Origin of the sequence: Scytonema hofmannii PCC 7110 (assembly GCF_000346485.2) — a bacterium.
GTDB classification, from domain to species: Bacteria; Cyanobacteriota; Cyanobacteriia; order Cyanobacteriales; family Nostocaceae; genus Scytonema; species Scytonema hofmannii.
The window spans coordinates 8,419,951-8,444,817 of record NZ_KQ976354.1 but is presented as its reverse complement, the minus strand read 5'-3'; the positions used below and the strand labels follow the sequence as shown (position 1 = coordinate 8,444,817).

Here is a 24,867-nt window from a genome sequence, read left to right as displayed (position 1 = left end):
CAATTTAAAATTCAGAGTTGACGACTAACTTGAGTTTAATTCACTTTAAATTTTATGTCGGCAAAGTTCAAATTGTTACTTATTGTGGTTTTTAGTATCTTTGCCACTGCTGCTACTGGAATGTACATCACCCAACGCCAGCCATCAGCAGCTGTTTCCAAAACGAGCAATGGGCAACAACCACAACATTTTTTTACAACCAGCCAAGAGGGGATGGTAGCTAACCTCGAACGGGCTAATTATCAAGAAATTCCTTTAGAAAGTATCAACTCATCCCTCAAAGGTAGTGACCCTACCGATCTTGCTCTCAACGCCTTCGAGCGAGACCTGGCATTACGCAAAGGACCCAAAAAGATAGAGGTATCTTACCCACAACCCAATCGGGTACTAGTCACAATTACACAAACCAAGCAGGAAAAGAATTCAGCTAAAACTGCCAAGTACCGAGTTGAACTGACTACCTTTGGGCGATCGCTTTTTGTCAGTTCACCTCTGGTTTGGCAAATTATTTGGGCTGGTTCTCAGGAATGTCTGGCTAAAAGTTCTCAGAAGAAGTGTCAAGGCTAATTGCTAATTGCTAATGGCTAATTGCTAATGGCAATCAACAACTAACAACTAACCACTAACAACTAGCAACGCTCAATTAAATATCACCGCGAATTTCTTCGACAACGCCGTCACGTAACACGATTTCGACTTGCAATTTGCTGATCAGGTTATCACCTGGTTCGACGCGGAAAAAACCTTCCATTTGGAATTGGTTGACTTCCTGATCCAATTCTAAAAACTGGACTTGTTGGAGGTTTTGCAAACTTTGATTTTTCTGTTCTAAAAGTTCGCTCTTCTTTTGGTTGATCTGACCCTGCACATTATCGATTTGTTGCAGTGTCTGGGGACCGGGAGGTTGTAGACTCTGCTTTTGAATTTCTGCGACCGCTCTTTGTCCTTGAACGTCCAACTGTTGCAACTGCTGGTCAATTTGATTGATTTGGGTTTGCAGTTGCTGCTGAACTTCGTCTTTCCAAAGGTGGGTCACGATGGCTTTTACGTTAACAACGCGTTTTAGAAGCAATTGAGGTTTGGAGACATCCATAAATGTTTCACGTGTACTCTGTCATTTTTACTGGAAATTATCAGGCAAACATCCCGTTAATAATATCGCGATAGTGTTCCATCACGATGTGCCGTTTCGTTTTCAGTGTTTGCGTCATCATGCCATTTTCGATAGAAAACGGTTCCAGAATCAGCTTGAATAGACCAATACGGTCATCAGGTCGGTAGCCAGGACGGTTTTGCACTTCCCGATTCAATTCTTGCCGAAATAAATCCTGAATCATTTTACTCTCTAGATCTACTTCAGTAGCCACTGTATTACTGAGGGTTTTTTCAGTGACTTCTCCCGGTAGACGTAGATGAAGATTCTTAGAAATCGCCCACTTCTGCAAGGCTTCTAGATTGGGAACAATCAACGCACCGAGACTGCGTTGGTCTTGTCCTACAAGCATAATCTGATCTATGTAGGGCGATCGCAAACAAGCATCTTCTATCGGTTGCGGCTCGATATTTTCTCCATTTGTTAATACAATAGTATCTTTAGCTCGTCCGGTTAGTACCAAATCATTCTGTGGCGTCACCCAACCCAAGTCCCCACTATCAAACCAACCTTCAGCATCAATTGCTTTAGCTGTAGCTTCGGGATTTTGATAGTAACCTTCCATAACTTGTGGTCCCCGCAGCAACACCAACCCTCTTTCCCCCGTAGGTAATGGCTTGCGAGTTTCAGAATCTACTATTTTTGTTTCTGTTCCTGGTATTGCTTGTCCAGAAGAACCGCGTAAATTACGCCACGGACGCCGCGCATGAGTCACGGGAGCGGTTTCTGTTAAACCATAACCTACCAAAATTTCCACACCGATAATCTCAAAAAAATCATCGATATGCTTGGGAAGCGCACCGCCACCGCTAATCATCTGCTTGATTTTACCCCCTGTTGCTTCCCGTACCTTGGAATAAACAATTCGTTCTCCCAACGCATGAAGCGGAAACAAAGTTGATGCTTGTGCGCTCGCTGCTAGTTGCTCGAATACTGAGGGGTTCAAATTTTCCAAATCTAAACCTTGGGCAATTCGCCGTGCTTTAATAAATTTTTCGCTAATTCCAAAAAAGAAGTTAATTAGACGTTGTTTGTTTTCTGGTTGTTCGCGAAACTGTTTTTGCGCTCCTTCATAAATAGATTCCCATAACCGAGGCACACCTACCATAAATTGGGGTTGAAATTTTTTTAAATCCCGTTTGACAGACTTGAGGTTCGTGTAAACTTGGGTGCAACCCTGAGAAAGTAAAAAGTACTCACCACTGCGTTCGTAACTGTGCCAGGTAGGCAAAATGCTCAGTACAGTTTCTCCTGGTTGTGGTTGCACGACTGACCTCAGCACCAAGACTTGATGTAGTAAATTACCGTGAGTCAACATCACCCCTTTGGGTTTACCTGTAGTTCCAGAGGTGTAAATTAAAGTAGCCAGAGTTCCCCTAGTTTGCTTTGTCGGTATTAGGGTGTGCTTTGCACCAATTTCCATCAATTGGGAAAAATTTAAGACGTTCAAATTGGTGTTTTCTGGTGGGGAATCCTCTGTCAATAAAACAATCAGTTGAATTGGTAACTCCAAAAGACGCTCTTGCAGCCTGTTGAGTGTCTTGAGATCTTCAACCACCAACGCGGTGCTGCCGCTATTCGCTATTATGTATAAAAGTTCTTCCCGTTCTGCCTGGGCACTACGCACTGCATTCACAGCCCCAGCAGCCATAATGCCTTGATCTGCAATTAACCAGCGAGGACAATTATCTGCAATGAGTGAGATGCGATCGCCTTCTTTAACACCCAATGCTTGCAAACCAGCAGCAAATTGTTGAATTTGTTGCGATAGCTGAGTATAAGTAATAACTTCTTCTGGTTGAGAATGGGGGTTATGGAGGGCAACAGTATTACCAAATTGCTTTGCTGCTAATGTCCAAATTTCTGGTATTGATTCCGCGTTGGAATAATTAGCTATGTACGCTAATGCCCGCCGCTCTCGCTCTGTAATATTAGATAGGAAAGAAGAGTTATCGTATTTTCTTAACATAGCACATCACCAATAAAAAATCTATTGTACTCAATACAGCATATACAGTGACCAGTGACCAGTAAATCATTTGAATAACGAAGCAATTTCTTGTTTTTTCCAATGAATTTTGGGACTTGTACCACTTTACATTTGGTCAAAACATGGCTTGAGAGGGTGTAAATATTTACACGTTTTCATTATTAAGTATTGTAAATCAAACTTAAATGGCTAGATTCCCGACTTCTTCAAGAAGTCGGGAATCTAAACCCACTCCTTGTCTCTATAGTAAGAGTCAGAAATTTCTATATTAAATTTACTTGTATATAGGTTAAAAGAAATTTAAAATGATTTTTAATTTATCAGAGAAATTTTGCTTCACAATGTATTTTATGCCCCGTTAATAAAAGGAACATTCTCTATGAACTTAATGGACGCTTTACTTCTGACACTTATCAATACAATAGCTTGCCTTGTTTTTCCGAAGCTAGTATCTGTAATTCTTACTAAGAAAACCCAAATTTTTGTATCAAATAAAACTGATGTAGCCACCAAGGAAAAAGGTTCCGGAGTACCTAATTTTTCTCAGGTAACCTAAGACGATCGATATTTGACCGAATCAGTGACCAGATACATTTGCCAATTCCCGTTCACTGGTCACTGATTACTGGTCACTGATTCTTAAGTTGCCACAGTCTTCCTGGTGCAAAAACCTCTACTAACTGACCTTGCTCTGGCTTGAGCTTTTTGATAAATTTACCAGAAGGTCGGAACACAAAAGGCTCTATGCTTTCCGATAGTAGAGATTTAACATTTTCTAATTGCGGAGGTTGGCTCAGCAGCACCAGTGAGACATCGTCTTGCAACAGGTAGCTTAAGGAAATTAAGTCACCCGTATTTGTGAAGTCATCGCCAATCTCGCTGATGATTTTTGGCGAAGACGAAGCGTTGATGTATCGCGCAACTTCAGCGTTATGATAGCTCAAGTCTTTGTTCCACCATGTCTCAGAAAAAGCGCTAACCGTACAAGATGCGATCGCACCTGCGCTTAGCAGTACCATAATACCCCGCCACAGTTTGCATCCTTGTAGAATATGAATACCTAATAGGTATGCGACTACCAGTTGTATCCCAGGATAGCAAGAAATGAGATAACGACTAACAGCAGAACGTTTTCCGCCTAATAATAAATCTGGCACAGCCAACAGCAAGAAAGGCACAAAAATTGTCGTGACGATAAATAACCAAGTTGCTTTAGGGGTACGATGGCAAACTTGATAGATTCCCACCTCAATGACTGCAAGAATTGTCAATCTAGGAACATAAGTCCAGATATTATTAAATCCAAAGTCTAAGTCTAGCAACAGCGAACTAAAGCTAAGAATCCACAGTTTGAGCAGGTAGAGAAATTCTACTTTGAATTTAGTCCAATCTGTCGTTGCAGCAGCACGTTGGTAATTAGTGACCAACACAACTATCCAAGGACTATATAACAGTAGAGAGCAGGCGATCGCAAGGAAAAATTGGTTAATAGTTTTGTAGTCTGCACGGTAGAACTTCCTCTCAGCTTGTGGAGAAGTCATGGTGAGTTTCTGGAAAGATACTTTTAACAGCAATACATAAACCCCGTGAGCAATAGTTGTTAAACCAAAAAAGGGATGGGAATAAAAACCTAAAGCACTAGATAAAGCGTACAGTCCCCAATTTCTTAACGTTGGTAAACGTAAAGCTTGTAAGAGGGTAAAACTACTCCCAATGACAAGAGTTGTTAACAAACTGTATTGCCTTGCTGTCTGAGCAAACAGTATATCAAAAGGAGATAGAGCCAAAAGTACTGTTGCTAATATTGCCATGATTGGTGAGGCAAAAACTTCTAGCCCCAAAGCGTACATTAAAGGTAATCCCATCAAGCTAAATAGTACTGGTAGAAAACGCGAAGCTGTTAAGGAACTTCCAAAAGTTTGCATCCAAAACCGGGCTATCAAAAAGTATAAAGGTGGATGCTGCGGGTCTTCAATTGCTAGAGATTTAATTGTGTCTTCTGTAGTACTTCCTAATTTAGGACGTTGATACTTCTGCAACTCTGTGGCTGGAACTATGCGATCTTGAAAAAGTTCTTTGTCAATTTCGTCACGAGTGAAGCCTGCAGCCCTCATAGATGTGTAGACTTCATCATGCCAGTAAACTTTGTTATTAAGATTGAAGAAGTGGAAAAAGATACCTACTACCAACATGGTAATAGCGAAAAACTTCAACCATTTTGGAGTTTTGTTATTCGTCATTTGTCGTTTTATTTAGCTAATTTCCAAAATGTGTAATATTTATAACTGTATAATTTACGAGTTTTGGTATTATACTTTTTTTCTATTGCCTTACGTAGGCTGTTTGAAGGATTGAGTAAAAAAACATCAGTAAATCCTTTGGGAAGTTTGGGAAGCGCTTTACCCTTTACCAAGAGAAAGCGTACTTTTGGCTGAACAAGATAGCTAAGAGAAAAGGTATTTCCAGAATGACTACTAGAAGCATGACTTATTAACAGTGGACGATAAGATTGATTAATAATTTTAGCAATTTGTACATTACCATAACTTACACCTTTACTCCATAAAGTTTCTTGTTGGGAAATGACTGCACAGGAAATGACGCCACTCAAAATAATTACAATAAAAATTATTTCCCATATTTTTCGGCGTAAAATATTACCATTATAGAGTTGAGTAGCCAACAAATATGCAGCAGCGAGTTGGATACCTAAGTAAGAAGGCATAAAATATTGTTCGGCAGTCGATCGTATTCCTCCAAACATTAAATCTGGTAGCATGAGGGGTATTGCTGGTACAGCAATTAACAGTACGATAAATAACCAAACTTTTGGATGGGTTGTCAGACAAAGAATAGAAATTGAGTATCCTATTCCTAGGAAAAATGTTAATGTCACCAAGTAACTAAATGGATTTTCAAGTCCAAAATCTAAATCAAAAAAAATCCGTCTCAATTGAATTAGCCATGCTTGAAAGAGATCAAAAAAAGGTAATTTAGATGATGCCCAAGCTGTTGTTTGATGAAATTGCAAGAGATTTGTGAGTACGATTAATATCCAAGGAATAAAGCTTAAAAATCCTGCTAGGGATGCGATCGTATAAGCTTTGAGTGTTTTAGTCCAACGAAATTCTACTGTTGCAGTGATATAAATTCCATGAGCAACTGCGACAAATCCACTTAATAAAGATGTGTAAAGGCTTAGTGCTAAGGTGACTGTATAGAGTCCCCATACATAAATGTAATCTTGCTTGTGTTCTTCTGTGGTTTCGAGTCGCAAAGCTCGCAGCAGTGACGCACTTGATACTAAAATTGTGACCAGCCATAAAATATATTCTTGTGCTTCTTGAGCATAGACAAGATGAATTGGGGAGACTGTTGTGAGTGCGATCGCAACGTAGGGAACAGATAGCGGTACAATAAATAATTCTCGGCAAAGCCAATAAATACTGGGAAAGACTAGTAAACTCACAATTGCAGAAAAACTTCGGATTGTTGCCACCGAAGTGCCAAAAAATTGAGTCCACACTTGTATGAGTAAGTAATACAAGGGTGGACGTTGAGGGTCATCGATAGCTAAAGACTTGAGTGTATCACCTAAACCTTTTTCAGAATTAAGGCTTTGAAACTTATCAAAAGCTTCCCTTTTTATGACACGACTGTTAAAAATTTGTCGTTGAACTTCTGTAAATGTGTATCCTGAAATACGTAATGAGGTATGGGTTTCATCGTGGGAGTAAACCTTGGTATCAAGATTATAGAAACGAAAGAATACACCGATCGCAAACACCGTAATAATTAGAAACCGCAACCAATAAGGAGCGAGCTTGATTTGCCGCATAAACAGCTTCTCAATTAATTTGTGTAAAGTGACGAGAGTGAAAGACCCGACTAAATTGCAATTGCGATAAGCGAAGCTTAACGGCTAAAGCCGTATCGCCAATTTTACTTGGAAACGTGTAGACATAATAATTTGGCGATGGTTATTTCACTATTATCTTTATAAAGAATTTTGCAAAGTTTTGTTAAATTCCTAACTCAATCTTTAGAGTTGGACGTTTGCAGGGGGATTTTGCTCACACCTGCTACCATTCATGATAAAGCTCGAGAGCGTAAATCATCACCTCTTCGTTTGGTAGTCTGATTTTGGTGGGTTGGTAAGGATATCGAGTTTCAATGGCAGTAGAATCCTGTTCCACAATCACATCAATGGCTTTTAGCATTGATTGGCGCAAAAGCGGTTTTATCCAGGCAGATTTGAACTTAGCGAAGATCAACTCATAATGTCTTTGGTTGGTTCAACCACTGTCAATACTTGTCGGTTAAGGATAGTTGAGGTGCCAAAACCCCGTATCTTTAAGATACCGGGGTTCTCGTTTTCTCTTAACCGAGCAGTATTGCAACCACTGTGGTCTCTTTACCTAAAAATTGCTATAAAAAACTAAGGTTACTCCTATCCCTCTTGAAGATTACTTAATTAAATAAACCGCAAAGACGCAAAGAGCACAAAGAAAGAGGAGAAGAAGATCGGTAATCTTATGGCGGAAAGGGAGTAGGATTGGATAGCAAACAATTCGTCAAGTTTATCTCTCAGTTCAGAAGATACTAGTAAAGGTTTGTAAACTTCCCCTTCATAAGGTTTCCAAAGGTAACCAGAAGTAAAAATTCTGAAGCCGATAGGACAATTCATTTCTTGCCATAAAGCCTTACTCAACACCAGCCCAGGAAAATTTAAATTGGTGTTACTATTTGTTGATAGTAGTTCGCTGTAGGTTCTAAATTCATCAACTTCTACACCCACTAAAGCATAGCGAAATGGAGGTGCGGAGTGCAAAGGTTGATATAAAAGTATGCCGATTTCAGTCATCTGATAAGCATCTTCAGGAGTAGTAATGCTAATTTGACTAACACCACTCGGATAAACTCTAACCCACCAATTGTCTTCACTGTCTTGAAAAATTCCCGTGTTACATTTTGACTTTACTCCGCTCTTCAACTGCCAAGAAATTTGATCAAAGTGTTTTGCAAAGCTTTCTGCATCTTCTTGAAGATTACCACATTCAGTCGATAAACTAAAAATAAATGCCATAGTTCCTTAATTTAGATTGTCGCTCCCGAAGTGCCAAAAAATTTTGCCCACACTGGTATTAATTGCTCTGACATCGTTCCATCAAACAGCTAAAAATCTTTGAATCACATCTTGACTCAATTCATTGGTGGAACCAGAAGCAACAATACCGCCTTTTTGCATCGCGTAATAGTAATCGGCTTGGCGGACAAAATGTAAATGTTGCTCTACTAACAAAACAGAAATACCAGTGGTAGCAACTATGCCACGAACTGCAGCTTCAATTTCTAAGATAATTGAAGGTTGAATACCTTCGGTAGGCTCATCCAATAAGAGTAATTGGGGTTGTCCCATTAAAGCACGAGCAATAGCTAATTGTTGTTGCTGTCCACCACTTAAGTCACCGCCCATCCGCGAAAGCATCGATTTCAACACGGGAAATAGGCTAAAAATCTCCTCAGCAATTTCTTGATTTTTGCTCCGGCTGCGTCTCGCTTCTAATCCCAGTAAGAGATTTTCTTTTACTGTCAAACGGGGAATAATTTCTCGTCCTTGGGGAACGTAACCAATTCCCAGCTTTGCTCTTCGATCTGGAGATTTTGAATTTATCAATTCTCCAGCAAAAGTTATTGTGCCATTGCGAGGTTTAAGTAACCCCATGATTGTTTTGAGGAGGGTTGTTTTACCTACGCCATTGCGTCCAATTAGGCATACCATTTGCCCCATTGGAACACTCAAATCTACATTACGTAAAATATGGCTTTCGCCGTAGTAAACGTCAAGGTTAGAGATTTGCAACATCGAAAAGTTTTAAGTATTGAGTTTAATAATAGTATAAAAATCTCACGCAAAGGCATCTTTTGTTCTTCATAAAGATTTATTTTATTATCTAACACTCGTTCTAAATCTGGTGGTAAAGCCATCATCCAGTCAATCAAACGGAAAAGCTGAAGGATTGTAACCGTTCACAGGATTCCCAAACGCTACTGCAAAGAATAGGTACATATAAGTAGTAGATTAAAGAGCATGGATAAAAACTGCCTCACCTACGGGCTCTCCATAGGATTATTCCAAATTATTGACAAATCAACGCTTGCAGTTGCTGAAAATGCCTTACAGTCAGCAGTCTTAGAAAGAAGGGACTAACCGACTGTATGAGTGGCATTGAACGCGAAATTATTCTCGATTCTCGGCACATTTCCAAGCATTTACCTGATACCCCTCAAATGCAAAGATTGTTGAGTCGAGGAAGAGCCGCTCACGTTTTTAATGATGAAGCTACAATGAATAGAGTTGCTCAAATCGTTATCGAAATCGGAGAGTATACTGGAACTGTTCGGGGATACGAGCGTTATGGTCTATTCTTTGCTGAAGCGGTTGGTTACAGAATTAGTCCCGACGGGTCAACCATCCCCCTATTCTACGTAGAGGTAAAAATAGATGCAGAAAATAGATACCACGTCACTCCTCGCACTCGACCCAGTGAAGAGTAACTGGGAATTTGTTGAAGTCTGGATTGATGCAATGCTATCACCTCCCTATGTATTACTGCTCTTAAGCGATCAAGCAGGAAAGTGTTGTGTATACGATCCTGCTGAGGGATACAAAATGATATTTACCAGTTCAACTTACGAAGAGGCTCAACTTTGGTTGCTTGAGGATGAATATGAGCCGATTGAAGGACGAGTTTCTGCATCTGAGTTTCAGTAGCGCTGAAAAGGTTTGAGATGGATTATTAATCATATTTGCGCTCACCAGACAAAACCTGGTTGTAGTGGGCGTAAATTTCTTGTCCTGTAGATGCATCCATGTAACCAGACTGAACAGCAAAATCTATTTAATTAGGTAACGCTGCTATAGTGCTCCTAAATCATTCGTGAAAAGTTAGATCCTCGACTTCTCAAAGAAGTCGGGGATCTGAATGGTGTGAATACATCAAAGAGATGTGCCTACAATTACAAAGTATCAAGAGCTTTATTAAGTTTATCTAAATAGTCTATCAAGATGTCATCTTCCCTACAACAACAAACACGAATCCAAGGGTCTTCATCAACACCAAATAAACAACCAGGAACAATATTAATTCCTTTTGCTAGTAGTTCCTTAAAAAGAAACCAACTATTATTGTAATATTTTATCTTTAGAAAAATATAAAAACATGCCTCTGGTTTGATATACTCTATAATTGAATGACACTGCGAAAATATATCCGAAGCCAGTTTCACCTTACTACCAACTACCTGTGAAATAAATGGCATTAACCAAGGGTTATTGAGATAGCTCATAATTGCTTTATTTGCAACAAGAGGTGCATTCCCATCAGAAAATGAATAAGCGTTTGAAAAGGTTTTAATAAGTTCAGAATGAGCAACCATATATCCAAGTCTAAAACCTGCCAATAAATATGTTTTTGACAAACTCAAAATACGGATCACTATTGGGCTGTTCAAGTAAGTCTTTTCATCTTGATTTAAGTTTAAAGAAATATCACACGCTTCGTCAATAATAATATATGCTCCCACTTGCTCACAGGTAGTTATTATCTTAAATAAAACATCCTTTGGTACATAAAGTCCTGTCGGATTGTTAGGATTGGTTAAATAGATTATGGAGGAAGATTTTATATATGGTATGATTTCATCAAGCGTTATTTGAAAAGTTTTAGTGTCCTTTGGAATAATAGAAGTGAGTGTAGCTCCTAATCTTGTTAAAGTATTGCGTACTTGACCAGCAAGAAGGGGATAAGTTGGGACTATTTCAACAATATTAGATTCTTTCTTTGCCAAACAATCTAAAACTAATGAAAACCCTCGAAGTCCTCCTGAGACAAGCATAACATTGCTGGCTGTATAAGAAATCCCTGTACGCTTTTCTTCAAACTTTGAGAATGCTTCTCGAAGCTTTCTATCTCCTGCCTGATGTTGGTAATCTGCTTGCCATAACCGTCTGCCCTCAACAAATTCCTCGTCCGCTTCTAACTTGGATCTAAATATATTAGTAGAAGGCATACCCATCCCAAGATCAATAGAATTTGGATATTCCTCTAGCACTTGCCAATAATTAAGAAATAAACTTTGAATCTTGGTATTCTTATTATCTGCTGAATTTCCAGTAGTTAAATGTGAAATATTACTTTGCATTGCTTGTTAATTAGTCTTTTTCTTTAACAATTTTATCTGAAAAACTCTGGGATCGCTATCTATATATTTTTCTCGTTCTTTCCAGTCATACCTTTTATTAATCAATTCAATTGCTTGAAGTTTTTCATCCAATAGTCTTAATGTAGTATGTTCGGCTTCATATTTATCTTTTCCAAAAGAAACTATACATAATTTTTCTCGCTCTAATGCACTAAAGAAATTATCTTTAAATTTACATGATGCGTATAGAGCTTGTCTATTAGTGTTTTCAAAGGCATAGTACAATAATTCTTCAGGCTCACCCTGAACTTCTACTCTAAGCCTCATATATGAAGACAAAGGAATCGCTGAATCTTCATTCCACAACTCGTCAAATTTCGATGCAGCGTAACTACCAAATGTAGTCAATGTAGAAACTTTGAGATTAGGAGCTTCATCAGAACGTTGATTTACAGGATAAAAGCTTATATAAGCTTCTTGATCCCATTTATGCATTGCTATTGTAGGAAAAGCATCGTACAGCTTAATTTCTAGTGTACCTATTTTGTCTTTTCCAACTTTCTCTGTCTCTAATCTGTAAAAGCGAGCTAGTGTTTTCTGAATTAACTCAGGCACATCTTTGATAGGTTTAATAGCTCTACTAAGTTCCTCAGCACGTTGTTTCGCAGCTTCGGATTCGGGATGAATAAGAAGTATTTCAATTCTTGAGTCACCCCTCAAAGCTTCTTTAATTGCTTCAGAAAACTTCTCAAAGAGAATATCGTTATTGGCCAAATCCGTAAAAGTTTCTAAAATCTGAATATGTTTAGCAATCTTAACATTTTCAACAAAAGTTGAGAGGGGAAGCTTCGGAATTTCGGATATACCAAACAACTGTTTAATACTACTATCTAGTACCCAGTAAACACCAATAGAACCTATAATTTCTGGTATTAAATCAAATCCTATCTGAGGAATTTTTAAAGGAAAATTCTTAAGAATTTCGTTAAGTCGAGCTAATTCAAATAAAAATTGTATAATCTCGATAATAAATACACAAAATATGGCAAATATTATAAGTTTGATTACACTCCGTGATTTGTAAGTTAGTTCAGTATTTTTATTTTTTTTTTAAAATTGTTCAAGACCTTTTTCAATTTATAAAATATTTGTGGATGACTACTTTTCTTTTTCGGTTTCTGTGGTCTCATTAATTCATCCCTCTGGATAGTTTTAAGACAATTTTATAATTTATAGAGATACTAAACTGTTAGCTATACCAAATCTATGTATATACTAACTAGTTCTTAGACCGAAATTACTTATGTACTATTCTGTATTTCCTATGTTAGCAGCAAATTTAGGACTCACGCTTGTTCCTCATCTCGTCGCCAGACTTTCACTAACTTGTCTACGAACAGTTTACCAACCTCTGCTTCTCTCACTATCTGCTGAAATTCTTTATCCAAAAACTCGTATCCTCGTTGCCAATCAATATTTGTGTAAGCTTGAGGGAAGAAAAAGTCAATAAATGCTTCAAAGTAGAGTTCTAGCGCCTCCTTCCAAGGGGAGTCATAGCTAGCTTGTTGTTCCGTCACAAATTTTCTCGGTCATCAAAATTAATAGTAATAAAGTATACTATCAATCTAGTTAAATTCCAGACTCACTCAAATCGAATTTTTTCCTCAATGTTTACTCTCGTTGTTCAGAGTACGATCGCCATAATAGAGGTGCAAGTCATCTATATATCAGTTTGATGAGTAGTTATAACTAGAAAAAATTCTTAATTTTTCTACAAAGTAAGTAAAAAAATGAGGAAGATTTAGATTTTATCCAAAACTGCTTAATGCGAACGCCTGTTCTAGTCGGGAGAGCCTAGCTACAAAGCAATAGTTCAAGCGCTGATTATACGGGCATTTTAACTAATTGGCTTGGAAGGCTCAAATCATTTACCGACAAGGCTTATAGAAAACTTTGCGATTTACTGAAGGTGTCAGTCTCTAAAAATCTGGACTTCTAATGAGTAATAATATCAGCCAAATCCGAAAAATCTTACTTTTGTCAGCTAATCCTAGAGATACAAGTCAGATTCGTTTAGATGAGGAAATGCGAGAAATCAAGGAGGGATTGCGACGCTCAAAAAAGCGTGACCAGTATCTAATAGATACTGTACAAGCAAGCAGTACGCTACAGGGACATACATAGAGCTATTCTGGACTATGAGCCTCACATTGTACACTTTTCCGGGCATGGCTCGCAAGAAAATGGCTTAGTCTTTGAAGATGAGACTGGTCAAATAAAGTTAGTAGATGCACAGGCAATAACCCTTTAGTTGTCATTAGACGAGTACTGTCACCGACTAGAGCGGAACCAGTGCTTGCTCAAAAGCTTTTCCAAATCATCCTCAACAATGAATTTTCAATTAAAGAAGGTGAGGATGAAGCTGATTGGGTGGAGCGGATGGTGCATAAAGACCTTTTGTACCTCCATTTAGGGATGACAATAGCAAATTAGTTAATGAGCAAGCTTTTGCCGATAACTCTTATCCAATTACTAGGAGGCTCTATGTAATCTTCAAAAAAGACGGCGGTAAAAGTGAGAAAGCTGGTACTGCTTATGCCAACTTGCTCTTAAGCATTGAAGGTCAAAGACTAGTAGAGCAATCTGGTTTTGCACCTATTTGGGAACTCAATCCCAAATAAACTTCAATGACACGCTTGTCGTTTTGTACTTCTTCGATAGTGCCTTCACATAACACTGAACCTTCATGCAAGACTGTTACTTTCCGAGCAATTTGACGCACAAATTCCATGTCATGTTCAATGACTAAAATGGAATGACTCTGTGATAGTGCTAAAAGCAGTTCCCCTATATTGTAAGTTTCTTCATCTGTTAAACCAGCAACAGGTTCATCAACAAGTAATACATCGGGAGACTGCGCGACTAACATCCCAATTTCTAAGCGTTGCTTTTCTCCGTGAGACAGTAAACCAGCTAGTCTGTCTGCTTTATCGGCTAAGCCTATGGTTTCTAGTAACCCTTTAATACTATTCTTTTCAGCATTACTGGAACGACCAAACAAAGTAGAAAACACATTTTTATTGCGGTTACTGCTAAGTTCCAAGTTCTCGCGAGGTGTTAAGTTGAGATAGATTCGAGGAGTTTGGAATTTACGTCCAATTCCCCGTCTGGCAATTTGATGTTCTGATAAAGAATGCAAACTTTTGCCTTTTAAAAAAACTCTTCCCTCGGTTGGTTTCACTTTACCCGTGATGACGTCAAGAAATGTCGTTTTTCCAGCACCGTTGGGACCAATAACGACCCGTAATTCACCCACATCCATGCTGAAGTTTAGCTGATTAAGTGCCTTAAAGCCATCAAAACTAACCGTGAGGTTTTTAGTTTCTAAGATTTTGGCTTTCATGGTGCACCTCAGAGTTTTCTTCTAAGCTGGGATAAGTGGCAATTTGCTGACGGCGTTTGAGAAGCTGAATCCCTTGAGTGCGGAACCACCCCACTACCCCATCAGGAAGTACCGTAACGACTATCAAAAACAACGCTCCTTGGAAAAATAGCCAAATTTCGGCAAATTGTTCGCTTAAAAAAGCACGAGCATAGTTGACTAACAAAGCGCCTAAAATGGCTCCAACTAAAGTAGCACGTCCTCCTACTGCTACCCAAATCACCATTTCAATGGAAAAGGCGATGTCCATTGCTCTAGGTGAGACAGAAGCACTTTGCACAGTATACAATGCTCCTGCTATACCCGTGATCGCACCCGAAACTGCAAAGACTAACACTTTAAAATCAGTCGGATCGTAGCCAGAAAAACGCACCCGACTTTCGTCATCACGAATCGCTATTAACAACCGTCCAAAGCGTCCACTTGTCAGCCAACGACAGAGTCCGTAAGTAGCTGCGAGAAACAATATCGTGAGGCTGTAGAAAACAAATTGGGTTTTTGTATCGCTAACTGTTGCTCCAAATAAAGTCGTAAAATCGATTAACCCATTTGTACCGTTGAACAGCCCTTGTTGACCATTAAAAAAGTTGAAAAATACAATCGTTGCGGCTTGAGTCAATATAGAAAAATACACTCCGCGAATTCGGTTGCGGAACACCAAATATCCCAGTAGTCCCGCAAGTATTGCAGGAACAATCGCAACAGCTATAACTGCAAAAGGGAACGAATAGAAAGGTGTCCAAAACCAGGGGAGTTCCGTGACACCATAAAGCCCCATAAAATCAGGCAACTCTCCTGGAGGAACTTGCAATTTGAGATGCATGGCGATCGCATACCCACCCAAACCAAAGAAAATCCCGTGTCCCAAACTGAGTAACCCCGTGTAACCCCAAATCAAATCAATCCCCAAAGCAACAATAGCTAGAGATAAAAATCGCCCCAACAAATTCAGACGAAACCCTGAAAGCACAGCTGGCATAATCAAGATGAGGATGAGAGCGATCGCCACCACCACCCCCGCCTCAATTAAAATGAACCTTCCTCTTCTCATTCTCTGCGTCCTTGTGGGACAGGCAAGATGCCTGTCATATACTTTGCGGTTCAATTTAAACATCAACAGTACGACCTTTTTGTGGAAAAATCCCCCCAGGCTTCACCTGTAAAAACACAATAATCAGCACAAACACCGTCGCCTTTGCCATACTAGTTGTTGCAAAGAACGCAAACAAATCAGCCAGAGGTTTAACAGGAGTCAACAACGAAGCCAAAGTTGCAGAACCAATCAAGTAATTTGCCGTACCAATTCCCAACGCTGCTACAATAGTTCCCACTAGGTTGCCCACACCACCCACAACAACAACCATAAAAGTATCGATAATGTAGTTTTGTCCGGTATTTGGCCCCACCGAACCGAGTAAACTTATCGCACAACCAGCCACACCAGCCAATCCCGAACCCAGTGCAAAAGTCATTGCATCAACTTTTTGAGTCGGAATGCCCAAACAAGCGCTCATGCTCCGATTTTGTGTGACAGCGCGAATCCTTAATCCCCAAGAAGAGCGTTGCAAAAATAGATAAATGCCCGTTACACAAAGAATCGTTAAAGCAATAATAAATAATCTTGGATAAGGCAATTGCACGCCGAGCAAAGATATTCCATCTTGCAACCAACTAGGAGCAGTGACATCCAAATTTTGAGCACCAAACCAAGGTTGGGTTATTGCTAACTTATAAGTTTCGCTCAAAAACTTACCTGTTGCCATTGCCACCCCCACTGACAGGAACAATATTACTGCCACAACCAAGGAACGAATTCTGCCAAAATCTGTGCGCCGCTTTAAAATCCACAAACCACCAAAAAACAGCAGAGAAAACAGGGCAATTCCAATGACAAGCACCCAATTTACACTACGAACAAACTGCTGCAAAATCAAACTTACGCCCCAAGTTGCCAGCAGAGTTTCTAAAGGACGCCCGTAGAGATATCGAATCACCCCCCGTTCTAACAGCCATCCCACAGCAGCTGTTAGCAAAAAAGCAATAATCAGGGCAAAAAAGATATAAGCCTCAAACCATACTCCACCCAGTTGTTTGCAAAAATTCTGTACCACAAATGTTGTGTAGGCTCCCAACATCATCAATTCACCATGAGCCATGTTAATAACGCCCATGAGTCCAAAGACAATGGCTAGTCCCAGCGCTGCAATTAATAACACAGCACCAATACTAATACCATTAAATACGGCTTCTAAAAATCCTGCAAACACTTTTTCCTCCATATAAGGTAGGGGCGCAATGCCTTGCGCCCGTACAGTGGTTAGTGCTAATGACAAATCACAAATGACAACTTACACCTTCTTATACTTACCACCTTTAGCTGGATCGGACCAATCACAAGAAAAGGCTTTGGTTTCTTTCACAAATTGATTCCAAGGAATTGGTTCAACAGGAGCAGGCGTAGCATAGACAATATCAAACAAACCATCATCTCTCACCTGACCAATCCGCACAATTTTTGATATGTGATGATTGGTATTCATTGTGACTTTGCCTTCAGGTGCATCAAAAGTTTGTCCGTATGCTGCTACACGCACTTTAGCTAGATCGGTCGTTCCAGCTTTTTCTACTGCTTGTTTCCACAAATAAACACCAGTGTAAGCTGCTTCCATTGGGTCATTTGTAACCCGTTCTGCACCATATTCTTTCTTAAAGGCTTCAACAAATTTCTTGTTAGCAGGAGTGTCTACGGTTTGGAAGTAGTTCCAGGCGGCGTAATGACCTTTGAGATATTGCACGCCAATTGCCTTCACTTCTTCTTCGGCAATACTGACAGACATAGAAGGATATTTATCTGCTGTTAATCCTGCTGCTTTTAATTGTTTGAAAAAAGCAACATTGCTATCACCATTTAGCGTATTGTAAATGACTCCACCATTTGGCAATGCTTGCTTAATTTTCGTAATAATAGGGGTAACTTCTGTGTTACCCAGTGGTAAGTAATCTTCCCCAACGGTTTTACCACCAAGTGCTTCTAATTGGGATTTAATAATTGTGTTGGCTGTACGGGGAAAAACGTAATCAGATCCGACCAAGAAAAATTCTTTGCCCTTATTTTTTAGCAACCAATCAATCGATGGTTCGATTTGTTGATTGGGAGCAGCACCAGTATAAAAGATATTTCTGGAACATTCTTGACCTTCATACTGCACTGGATACCAGAGCATATGGTCTTTGCTTTCAAATACTGATTTGACATTCTTACGGCTAGCAGAAGTCCAACAACCAAAAACGGCAACAACCTTATCCCCATCGATGAGTTTGGTGGCTTTTTCCCTAAAAGTGTCCCAGTTAGAAGCACCATCTTCAACAATTGCTTCAATTTGTTTGCCTAAAACACCACCAGCAGCGTTAATTTCTTTAATTGCTAATTTTTCAGCATCTACAACGCTTTTTTCACTAATTGCCATTGTTCCACTGAGAGAATGCAAGATTCCTACTTTAATTGCGTTTCCAGTACTAGAAGCGCTGACAGGAGAAGCAGTAGGTGCTAAACTTTCTGTGTTATTAGTTGAAGAATTGTTAACACAACCCTTTAACAAAATACTTGCACCAAAGGAAGCAGAACCGTAAACTAAAAACTTGCGTCGATTAAATTGTTTTGTCATATCTAAATAATTTGGCTTTAAATGAATCAGCTAAATACGGTATGCAGCTGATAGTATTAATCATCGAATTGAAATCTTAGTGTTATTTTTATCTGAAAAAAAGTATATTTTGCTACTTTTTTAGAAATATTAAAAATTAATTAACCCCTGTTGATAAGGGAGTCGCGTCGCATTTAAATAATGTACCAACCAGTTCATTAAAACAATTGGAGGGGCGCAAGGCATTGCGCCCCTACAAACTGGTATTCTATTTTCAAGCTAGACACCCACGGGCAATAGCTCACAACGAGGGAATGGAAATAATTCTTTTTCCATGCCCAATGCCCAATGCCCTGTTTTCACGCTAGTCCCTAAGCACAAGCGATTGTGGGGTTAAAACCCCCCTTCTCCCCATGGGAGAGGGGGTTGGGGTGAGGGCTTTTTGATGCTGATAACGTTGCAACAAATCAATTTGCGTGGTTGTTACTACTGTAGTGAATCCTTGTACCAGCCCACAACAATTTTTCTCGCAACGTCTGATAGTACGAGTTATTTTCTCGTAGAATAATAAACTTAGCCCGAGAATCTGCCATGCGTATATCAACACGGTGTCCGGGCCAAATGGAAGTTGTCAACACCCCGTCAGTCCATAGTTTGGTACTGAGATCGTAATCACCTAAAGGCCAAACGCTCACAACGGAACCAGGAGGTAAAATGAGGGGGCGACTCGAAAGACTCATCGGACAAATAGGAGTGATGGTAATCGCTTCCATACCATCATGCACGATTGGACCGTTGGCAGAAACAGTGTAACCTGTTGAACCAGTGGGTGTAGAGACTATTAACCCATCGCCCTGGTACTGATCCACAACCTCACCATCAATTTCCATTTCCAAAATTGAGGTGATCATGCGATCGGCAGAAGCGGGTTTGACACACATTTCATTTAAAGCGAAAAAGCGATCGCTCACTGGTTCTAAATTGGTACTGTTACCCTCAAACACTGCAGCTTGTAACATCATCCGACGTTGGATAGCGTAGCGATCTTCCAACAATCTGTCCCAAACTTTCTCAGTGTCTTTAAACTCATCTGGTGATTCAGTAAGAAACCCCAGATGACCTCCCACATTAACAGCTAATATTGGGATACCAGCTGAGGCTAAGTGTCGCGCACCAGTTAAAACAGTACCGTCGCCACCAAGTATCAAAGCCATGTCGATTGGCTGACCAGCCGAAGCCAAAAATACCGGATAAGGATTATCCTTTGGTCCGCTTGGTCCCATCAAAACTTGGCATTGGCGACTTTCCAGTTGCTTTGCACACATTTCTGCCCAACGTTTGCTTTGGGGGTCTCGTGCTTTATAAGCAATAATTACCTGCTTGAGATCCACGAATTTACCATTTTAGGAGATTGAACTGCTCCATATCGACAGTATCGCGGTTGCGATAGATGGCAAGTACAATAGCCAAACCTACCGCCGCTTCTGCTGCTGCTACGGTGAGCACAAATATAGTGAATACTTGACCCTTAATTGCGGTTGGGTCTAGGTAGTTAGAAAATGCCATTAAGTTCAAATTAACGGCATTAAGCAACAACTCAATAGACATCAGGACTCGCACAGCATTGCGACTGTTAATTAATCCGTAAATACCGATGCAAAACAAAGCTGCCGATAGTAACAAAAAGTACTGGATTTGCATGAATCTTAATACCCCTTCTATTTAGTTATCAGTTACCAGTTAACAGTTATCAGTTATTAATTGCTCACTGGTCACTGGTCACTGGTCATTGGTCACTGTATATTTCGACTTGCGTCGCCCGCCGAGACTAGTTCTCTAGGACGTTCAGGCAAAGTCAAAACGGTTTGCCGATCTTGAGAGAGAGTTTGTTCTGGCAGATACTCGCGACGCGCCAAAATAATTGCGCCTACCATTGCCATTAACAGCAAGACAGACGCTAGTTCAAAAGGCAGTAAAAAGTCACTGAAGAAATGCTCGCCAATGATAACAATAGAGTTTGCCACGGGTAGAGCATTGGACAATGACCAAGGGGTTGCCAAAATCATTGTACTTAAAAGCGCAAACAATCCTACACTTACGACTGCTGTTAGTGCTTTACGTATCCAAGCTGTAGGAAAGGGTACAAAAGCTTGCCGCTTATTCACTAACATAATGGCAAACAAAATCAACACGTTGACAGCACCAACGTAGATGAGTAATTGCGCTGCTGCTACAAAGTCAGCATTCAGCAACAGGTATAGACCAGCAATGCTGACGAATACACCTCCAAGCAAAAAGGCAGAGTAAACGATGTTCTCGATGAGAACAACACCCAGTGCTGCCCCAAGTAACATCACTGCTAATATGCCAAAAGAAACAAACTGTACTCCTGCTGCTAGATTCACTTTTTTATTCCTTTGCTAATTGGGAATTGGGCATAGGGCATGGTGAATTGGGAATTAGGCATAGGGCATGAGGCATTGAGAATTACTCAAAGTTATCCATTGCCCATTGCCCATTGCCCATTGCCCATTGCCCATTACTCTTTTTCCACAAGATCTTCTGGACGGGCACCTGGGCGGGGTGCATCTGCTGGTAAATCGTGGGGGTCCATGACGCCCTTGGGTAGGTAAACCAGTTCGCGCAAAGGTGTCACCATGGGATCTAGGGTGACTTTGTAAGGCAAACGACCTAATGCCACGTTGTCATAGTTCAATTCATGACGGTCATAGGTGGAAAGTTCGTAATCTTCTGTCATTGATAAGCAGTTGGTTGGGCAATATTCCACACAGTTACCGCAGAAGATACAAACTCCGAAGTCAATGCTATAGTGTTTAAGCTTTTTCTTTTTGCTTGCTTTGTCGAACTCCCAATCCACAACAGGTAGGTTGATGGGACACACTCGAACACAGACTTCGCACGAAATGCACTTATCAAACTCAAAGTGAATCCTACCGCGAAACCGTTCGCTGGGAATAAGTTTTTCGTATGGATACTGTACGGTTACCGGACGCCGCCGCATATGGTCAAAAGTAACAGATAACCCCTGACCAATATACCGACCTGCTTGCACGGTTTCCTTGGCGTAATCACCAACTTGTTTCAGGAATTTCAACATTTTTTGTGTCTCTCTGTTGAGAATTTTGGATTTTGGATTTTGGATTTTAGATTTCAGATCCAATTCAAAATCTAAAATCTAAAATCTAAAATTCGTTTATCCGCCAAAAGCGACGGGGAAAGCTATTTTCAGGGCTGCGGTTAGTAGCAAGTTAACCAAGCCTACTGGTAGCAAAAACTTCCATCCTAAATCTAGCAATTGGTCAATGCGAACTCGTGGCACTGTCCAACGTACTAATACCGCTAGAAAGACGAGGAAGTATGCTTTGAGTACGGTCATGGTGATTCCCAATGAGGCAGTAACAACCTGCAGAATGGGATTTGTTTCACTAATTCCAAACACACCGGCTATCAAATTCAGGGGAATCGGAAAATCCCAACCGCCTAAGTACAAAACTGCGAACAGCAGGGCAGAAAGAACTAGGTTAACGTAAGAACTCAGATAAAATAAACCAAATTTCATACCAGAGTACTCAGTCTGATAACCAGCTACGATTTCTTCTTCTGCTTCGGGTAAGTCAAACGGCAATCGTTCGCATTCCGCAAGGGCGGCTATCCAAAAGATGATCAAGCCAACTGGTTGTCGCCAAATGTTCCAGCCAAGAATGCCATAACCAGATTGTTGATTGACAATGTCAATTGTGCTGAGGCTGTTGGACATCATAGCTATAGCTAACACCGAGAGTGCTAAAGGAATTTCATAGCTAATTGACTGTGCTGCTGCCCGCAAGCCTCCTAAGAGAGAGTATTTGTTATTGGATGAGTAGCCAGCCATCAACAAACCAATCGGCGCAACGCTAGACAGGGCAATCCACAAGAAGACCCCAAGCGAAACATCTGTTATGACTAGGTTTTGTCCAAAAGGCACAATCAAATAGGACAAAAATACCGGAATTGTGACAATGATTGGACCGAGGGTAAATAGTATTCTGTCGGACTTGGCTGGCACCACATCTTCTTTAAAAACCAGCTTCAGACCATCTGCTACAGGTGCCAGCAAACCAAAAGGACCTATGTACTCAGGACCAATTCTCTGCTGTGCTGCTGCTGAAATCTTTCGTTCCAGCCAAACGCAGACTAGTACCCCTACCGTGGCACCAATTATCATTAGTATCATCGGTAGTGGCATCCAAATGGCTTTAGCGGCATCGGCGGGCAGCCCTAACTCCATGAGGGATTCAATAAATGTTCCTTGCAGATCAATTCCTGAATTCATCTTTATCCTTCATCCTTTATCCTTATCCTTGACCCTTGTATGTTAATAACTGTAAATTCACCTCTTACTATTTCTGTCTAAATCACGCAAAATTTAAGATCTTTTGCGATTCCCATGCCTAGTATATCGTTGGATCGTTTGAGTCCCTTACGCGCTCAACGAGAATTTCTACTTATGGTATGAATAGGGATTTTTTGATCGGGGGTAGAGGTTAGGGGGTAGGGGGTAGGGGTTAGAGAAGTTTTTTAATTCCCAATCCCCAATCCAAAATCCCCAATCCCCAATCCAAAATCCAAAATCCAAAATCCCCTACCTCTTCTCAATTGGGGTGTAAAGAATAGAATGTTTGCCGTTGTAAACTTGGGTGGGACGATAAATTCGGTTTTCTTCGAGTTGTTCTTTCCAATGGGCTAGCCAACCGGCAACACGGGCGATCGCAAAGATTGGTGTAAACAAGTCTGTCGGGATTCCCAATTTCAAATACACTAAACCGGAATAAAAGTCAACATTAGGATAAATGCCTTTGTGTCCCAGTTTTTCCTCTACAACTCGTTCCATTTCTTGGGCAATGTCATAGTATTTATCCGGACTGAACTTGTCAAACAGTTTCTCTGCCATATTTTGTAGAATTGTGGCGCGTGGATCTTTTACCTTGTACACGCGATGACCAAACCCCATAATCTTGGCTTTGCGTTCGAGACAATCCTCAATATAAGGACGAACATTTTCCACACAACCAATCGCTTCTAACATCTGAATCACTTCTTCATTCGCCCCTCCGTGTAGTGGTCCCCCTAATGTTCCTACCGCACTAGCAACTACAGCGTATGGATCTGTTAGGGTAGAGGCTGTGACTCTAGCACTGAATGTGGAAGCATTCATCGTGTGTTCGGCGTGAAGTATCAAGCAGATATCAAAGATTCGCGCCGCCAGTGCATCGGGTTCTTTCTCATTGAGCATATACAAAAAATTAGCGGCATAATCCAAATCATCTTGGGGGCGTACCGCATCATTACCGTTTCGCATCAATTGGAAAGCCGCCACCATTGTGGGAATCTTGGCTATCAGGCGAACAACAGCATCCCGAATGTAAATTGGATTGTTCAAATCCCGGCGTGAATAAAACAAGCCCAATGCAGCCGCAGAGGCTTGCAAAGCATCCATTGGGTGACCACTTTCGGGAAAGCATTTCATCATGTCGCTAATGCGATATTTGATCCGCCTGTGACTGCGAACCTCAGACTCAAATGCTGCCAATTCTTCGGATGTGGGCAATTCACCCCAGATCAAGAGATAAGCCGTTTCTAAAAATGTACTCTTTTCTGCTAACTCCTCAATCCGAATGCCACGGTATTCTAATATTCCCGAATGCCCATCAACACTGCTAATACTGGATTGGGCGGCGGGAATGCCATCCAGCCCAGGCTTGAATTCGCACACCATCATGGCAACACCATCTGAATAGTAAAATATTTCTAAGAAAGCAACATCCCAGAAATTCTTATCACCATAACAGTATCCGTTTCCTTGGAATTTCTTTCAAAAACGTTACACTACTGCTAAAGCAAATACTTGGGTGGCGTCAACCAAAACATTTGACTGCAACCCAGAGGAGATCCCTTTTCTGGTAGTTTTATCCCGATCATACCCGCTTTTTTCAGGACTAAGGATGCTTTGTCTTGTCCCCACACAAGAATTTCTGCCCAAGCGCTTAAATTTGGCTCATGTCCAACCAATGCTAGTTGGGTGTCAGTCGCGTAATTTCTCGGTTCTAGCCATTCTGTCACCCAATTATAGATATTCCCTTCTGGTGTCAGGTGGGTACATTCTTCTATGTGAGAGCTTAGTCCCTCTGCTATGAGTATTTCTGCTGTTTGACGCGCTCTCACTAAGGGGCTTGTAGCAATTAAATCAAAATGGAAACCCATCTGCTTGAGTCGCTGGGCTACTTTTTCTGTTTTTTGCTTTCCCTCTTTTGTAAGCGATCGCTCTTCATCTTTTTTAATCTCTGGTTGTTTCTCTTCAGCTATGCCGTGACGGATTAAATATATTTCCACTTGTCAATTGGAGATTTTGGATTTTGGATTTTGGATTTTGGAT

Annotated in this window: 26 protein-coding genes; 5 read left to right on the top strand and 21 right to left on the bottom strand. The window is 40.5% G+C overall.

The annotated features are described in order from the left end of the window. Window positions 1-54: 54 nt before the first annotated feature. Complete coding sequence (locus WA1_RS35725) at window positions 55-567, top strand: hypothetical protein (protein WP_017745831.1); 513 nt, start codon at window positions 55-57, stop codon at window positions 565-567. Between the two features lie 76 nt (window positions 568-643). Here the strand turns inward: WA1_RS35725 and WA1_RS35720 are convergent, their stop codons facing one another. The 7 genes from WA1_RS35720 to urtE all read right to left on the bottom strand — a co-directional run bounded on the left by WA1_RS35720 (window position 644) and on the right by urtE (window position 9,009). Continuing rightward, window positions 644-1,093 carry a YlqD family protein gene (locus WA1_RS35720; RefSeq protein WP_017745832.1) on the bottom strand — a complete coding sequence of 150 codons (450 nt, stop codon included), beginning with the start codon at window positions 1,091-1,093 and terminating at the stop codon, window positions 644-646. Window positions 1,094-1,133: 40 nt separating this feature from the next. Continuing rightward, window positions 1,134-3,122 carry an AMP-dependent synthetase/ligase gene (locus WA1_RS35715; RefSeq protein WP_017745833.1) on the bottom strand — a complete coding sequence of 663 codons (1,989 nt, stop codon included), beginning with the start codon at window positions 3,120-3,122 and terminating at the stop codon, window positions 1,134-1,136. Window positions 3,123-3,772: 650 nt separating this feature from the next. Next, window positions 3,773-5,383, bottom strand: coding sequence for a glycosyltransferase family 39 protein (locus WA1_RS35710; protein ID WP_017745835.1), 1,611 nt, complete (start codon window positions 5,381-5,383; stop codon window positions 3,773-3,775). 8 nt (window positions 5,384-5,391) lie between these two features. Next, on the bottom strand, window positions 5,392-6,981 hold the full coding sequence (locus tag WA1_RS35705; RefSeq protein ID WP_017745836.1) for a glycosyltransferase family 39 protein: 1,590 nt from the start codon (window positions 6,979-6,981) through the stop codon (window positions 5,392-5,394). A 244-nt stretch (window positions 6,982-7,225) separates the two neighbouring features. Further along, window positions 7,226-7,363: a hypothetical protein gene (locus tag WA1_RS57500; protein WP_017745837.1), complete on the bottom strand. Its 138-nt coding sequence runs from the start codon at window positions 7,361-7,363 to the stop codon at window positions 7,226-7,228. Window positions 7,364-7,617: 254 nt separating this feature from the next. Beyond that, the gene (locus WA1_RS35700) at window positions 7,618-8,229 is read right to left on the bottom strand and encodes a hypothetical protein (protein WP_017745838.1); all 612 of its coding nucleotides are present in this window, start codon (window positions 8,227-8,229) and stop codon (window positions 7,618-7,620) included. 81 nt (window positions 8,230-8,310) lie between these two features. After that, window positions 8,311-9,009: an urea ABC transporter ATP-binding subunit UrtE gene (gene urtE, locus WA1_RS35695; RefSeq protein WP_017745839.1), complete on the bottom strand. Its 699-nt coding sequence runs from the start codon at window positions 9,007-9,009 to the stop codon at window positions 8,311-8,313. 353 nt (window positions 9,010-9,362) lie between these two features. Here urtE and WA1_RS35690 point away from each other — a divergent pair, with 353 nt between their 5' ends. Together WA1_RS35690 and WA1_RS35685 are read left to right on the top strand one after the other, a co-directional pair. Continuing rightward, window positions 9,363-9,701: a DUF6972 family protein gene (locus WA1_RS35690; RefSeq protein WP_017745840.1), complete on the top strand. Its 339-nt coding sequence runs from the start codon at window positions 9,363-9,365 to the stop codon at window positions 9,699-9,701. Next, a complete protein-coding gene (locus tag WA1_RS35685) occupies window positions 9,649-9,918 on the top strand; it encodes a hypothetical protein (RefSeq protein WP_026134929.1) in 270 nt (89 codons plus the stop codon). Before WA1_RS35690 ends, WA1_RS35685 begins: the two co-directional genes overlap by 53 nt. A 245-nt stretch (window positions 9,919-10,163) precedes the next feature. Here WA1_RS35685 and WA1_RS35680 read toward each other — a convergent pair whose 3' ends face one another. From WA1_RS35680 to WA1_RS35670, 3 genes are all read right to left on the bottom strand, one after another. After that, window positions 10,164-11,348: a pyridoxal phosphate-dependent aminotransferase gene (locus WA1_RS35680; RefSeq protein WP_017745842.1), complete on the bottom strand. Its 1,185-nt coding sequence runs from the start codon at window positions 11,346-11,348 to the stop codon at window positions 10,164-10,166. A 6-nt stretch (window positions 11,349-11,354) separates the two neighbouring features. Beyond that, window positions 11,355-12,221, bottom strand: coding sequence for a hypothetical protein (locus WA1_RS35675; RefSeq protein WP_017745843.1), 867 nt, complete (start codon window positions 12,219-12,221; stop codon window positions 11,355-11,357). A gap of 473 nt (window positions 12,222-12,694) precedes the next feature. Next, the gene (locus WA1_RS35670) at window positions 12,695-12,925 is read right to left on the bottom strand and encodes a hypothetical protein (RefSeq protein ID WP_017745844.1); all 231 of its coding nucleotides are present in this window, start codon (window positions 12,923-12,925) and stop codon (window positions 12,695-12,697) included. 421 nt (window positions 12,926-13,346) lie between these two features. On the opposite strand from WA1_RS35670, the gene WA1_RS60615 reads away from it, so the two are divergent. Continuing rightward, complete coding sequence (locus WA1_RS60615; RefSeq protein WP_026134930.1) at window positions 13,347-13,532, top strand: hypothetical protein; 186 nt, start codon at window positions 13,347-13,349, stop codon at window positions 13,530-13,532. A 168-nt stretch (window positions 13,533-13,700) separates the two neighbouring features. Further along, window positions 13,701-13,841 (top strand): hypothetical protein, encoded by a 141-nt coding sequence (locus WA1_RS57495; protein ID WP_017745845.1) that lies wholly within the window; start codon window positions 13,701-13,703, stop codon window positions 13,839-13,841. 130 nt (window positions 13,842-13,971) lie between these two features. Here WA1_RS57495 and urtD read toward each other — a convergent pair whose 3' ends face one another. From urtD to sixA, 11 genes are all read right to left on the bottom strand, one after another. After that, a complete protein-coding gene (urtD, locus tag WA1_RS35660) occupies window positions 13,972-14,751 on the bottom strand; it encodes an urea ABC transporter ATP-binding protein UrtD (RefSeq protein ID WP_017745846.1) in 780 nt (259 codons plus the stop codon). Then, window positions 14,726-15,841 carry an urea ABC transporter permease subunit UrtC gene (gene urtC / locus WA1_RS35655; protein WP_017745847.1) on the bottom strand — a complete coding sequence of 372 codons (1,116 nt, stop codon included), beginning with the start codon at window positions 15,839-15,841 and terminating at the stop codon, window positions 14,726-14,728. The genes urtD and urtC overlap by 26 nt, the downstream gene beginning before the upstream one ends. Before the next feature lie 55 nt (window positions 15,842-15,896). Next, window positions 15,897-17,057, bottom strand: a complete 1,161-nt coding sequence (locus tag WA1_RS35650; protein WP_026134931.1) for an ABC transporter permease subunit — start codon at window positions 17,055-17,057, stop codon at window positions 15,897-15,899. A gap of 81 nt (window positions 17,058-17,138) precedes the next feature. Then, window positions 17,139-18,455, bottom strand: coding sequence for an urea ABC transporter substrate-binding protein (urtA, locus tag WA1_RS35645; RefSeq protein WP_017745849.1), 1,317 nt, complete (start codon window positions 18,453-18,455; stop codon window positions 17,139-17,141). Window positions 18,456-18,901: 446 nt separating this feature from the next. Further along, window positions 18,902-19,825, bottom strand: a complete 924-nt coding sequence (locus WA1_RS35640; protein ID WP_017745850.1) for an NAD(+) kinase — start codon at window positions 19,823-19,825, stop codon at window positions 18,902-18,904. A 4-nt stretch (window positions 19,826-19,829) separates the two neighbouring features. After that, a complete protein-coding gene (gene nuoK, locus WA1_RS35635; protein WP_017745851.1) occupies window positions 19,830-20,135 on the bottom strand; it encodes an NADH-quinone oxidoreductase subunit NuoK in 306 nt (101 codons plus the stop codon). 92 nt (window positions 20,136-20,227) lie between these two features. Continuing rightward, a complete protein-coding gene (locus tag WA1_RS35630; RefSeq protein ID WP_017745852.1) occupies window positions 20,228-20,839 on the bottom strand; it encodes an NADH-quinone oxidoreductase subunit J in 612 nt (203 codons plus the stop codon). Between the two features lie 134 nt (window positions 20,840-20,973). After that, window positions 20,974-21,552 carry an NAD(P)H-quinone oxidoreductase subunit I gene (gene ndhI / locus WA1_RS35625; RefSeq protein WP_026134932.1) on the bottom strand — a complete coding sequence of 193 codons (579 nt, stop codon included), beginning with the start codon at window positions 21,550-21,552 and terminating at the stop codon, window positions 20,974-20,976. 96 nt (window positions 21,553-21,648) lie between these two features. Beyond that, window positions 21,649-22,767 carry an NADH-quinone oxidoreductase subunit NuoH gene (gene nuoH, locus WA1_RS35620; RefSeq protein ID WP_017745854.1) on the bottom strand — a complete coding sequence of 373 codons (1,119 nt, stop codon included), beginning with the start codon at window positions 22,765-22,767 and terminating at the stop codon, window positions 21,649-21,651. Window positions 22,768-23,076: 309 nt separating this feature from the next. After that, window positions 23,077-24,213: a citrate synthase gene (locus tag WA1_RS35615; protein WP_017745855.1), complete on the bottom strand. Its 1,137-nt coding sequence runs from the start codon at window positions 24,211-24,213 to the stop codon at window positions 23,077-23,079. Window positions 24,214-24,326: 113 nt separating this feature from the next. Continuing rightward, window positions 24,327-24,824 carry a phosphohistidine phosphatase SixA gene (gene sixA / locus WA1_RS35610; RefSeq protein ID WP_017745856.1) on the bottom strand — a complete coding sequence of 166 codons (498 nt, stop codon included), beginning with the start codon at window positions 24,822-24,824 and terminating at the stop codon, window positions 24,327-24,329. Between the last annotated feature and the right edge of the window lie 43 nt (window positions 24,825-24,867).

Excerpts from the sequence above, each read along its gene's own strand:
- WA1_RS35705 (WP_017745836.1), bottom strand. The coding sequence starts at position 6,981 with ATGCGGCAAATCAAGCTCGCTCCTTATTGGTTGCGGTTTCTAATTATT.
- WA1_RS35685 (WP_026134929.1), top strand. The coding sequence starts at position 9,649 with ATGCAGAAAATAGATACCACGTCACTCCTCGCACTCGACCCAGTGAAG.
- urtE (WP_017745839.1), bottom strand. The coding sequence starts at position 9,009 with ATGTTGCAAATCTCTAACCTTGACGTTTACTACGGCGAAAGCCATATT.
- WA1_RS35725 (WP_017745831.1), top strand. The coding sequence starts at position 55 with ATGTCGGCAAAGTTCAAATTGTTACTTATTGTGGTTTTTAGTATCTTT.
- WA1_RS35690 (WP_017745840.1), top strand. The coding sequence starts at position 9,363 with ATGAGTGGCATTGAACGCGAAATTATTCTCGATTCTCGGCACATTTCC.
- urtA (WP_017745849.1), bottom strand. The coding sequence starts at position 18,455 with ATGACAAAACAATTTAATCGACGCAAGTTTTTAGTTTACGGTTCTGCT.
- WA1_RS35720 (WP_017745832.1), bottom strand. The coding sequence starts at position 1,093 with ATGGATGTCTCCAAACCTCAATTGCTTCTAAAACGCGTTGTTAACGTA.
- urtD (WP_017745846.1), bottom strand. The coding sequence starts at position 14,751 with ATGAAAGCCAAAATCTTAGAAACTAAAAACCTCACGGTTAGTTTTGAT.
- WA1_RS35680 (WP_017745842.1), bottom strand. The coding sequence starts at position 11,348 with ATGCAAAGTAATATTTCACATTTAACTACTGGAAATTCAGCAGATAAT.
- WA1_RS35710 (WP_017745835.1), bottom strand. The coding sequence starts at position 5,383 with ATGACGAATAACAAAACTCCAAAATGGTTGAAGTTTTTCGCTATTACC.
- urtC (WP_017745847.1), bottom strand. The coding sequence starts at position 15,841 with ATGAGAAGAGGAAGGTTCATTTTAATTGAGGCGGGGGTGGTGGTGGCG.
- ndhI (WP_026134932.1), bottom strand. The coding sequence starts at position 21,552 with ATGTTGAAATTCCTGAAACAAGTTGGTGATTACGCCAAGGAAACCGTG.
- WA1_RS35615 (WP_017745855.1), bottom strand. The coding sequence starts at position 24,213 with ATGATGGTGTGCGAATTCAAGCCTGGGCTGGATGGCATTCCCGCCGCC.
- WA1_RS35715 (WP_017745833.1), bottom strand. The coding sequence starts at position 3,122 with ATGTTAAGAAAATACGATAACTCTTCTTTCCTATCTAATATTACAGAG.
- nuoK (WP_017745851.1), bottom strand. The coding sequence starts at position 20,135 with ATGCAAATCCAGTACTTTTTGTTACTATCGGCAGCTTTGTTTTGCATC.
- WA1_RS57500 (WP_017745837.1), bottom strand. The coding sequence starts at position 7,363 with ATGCTAAAAGCCATTGATGTGATTGTGGAACAGGATTCTACTGCCATT.
- WA1_RS35700 (WP_017745838.1), bottom strand. The coding sequence starts at position 8,229 with ATGGCATTTATTTTTAGTTTATCGACTGAATGTGGTAATCTTCAAGAA.
- nuoH (WP_017745854.1), bottom strand. The coding sequence starts at position 22,767 with ATGAATTCAGGAATTGATCTGCAAGGAACATTTATTGAATCCCTCATG.
- WA1_RS60615 (WP_026134930.1), top strand. The coding sequence starts at position 13,347 with ATGAGTAATAATATCAGCCAAATCCGAAAAATCTTACTTTTGTCAGCT.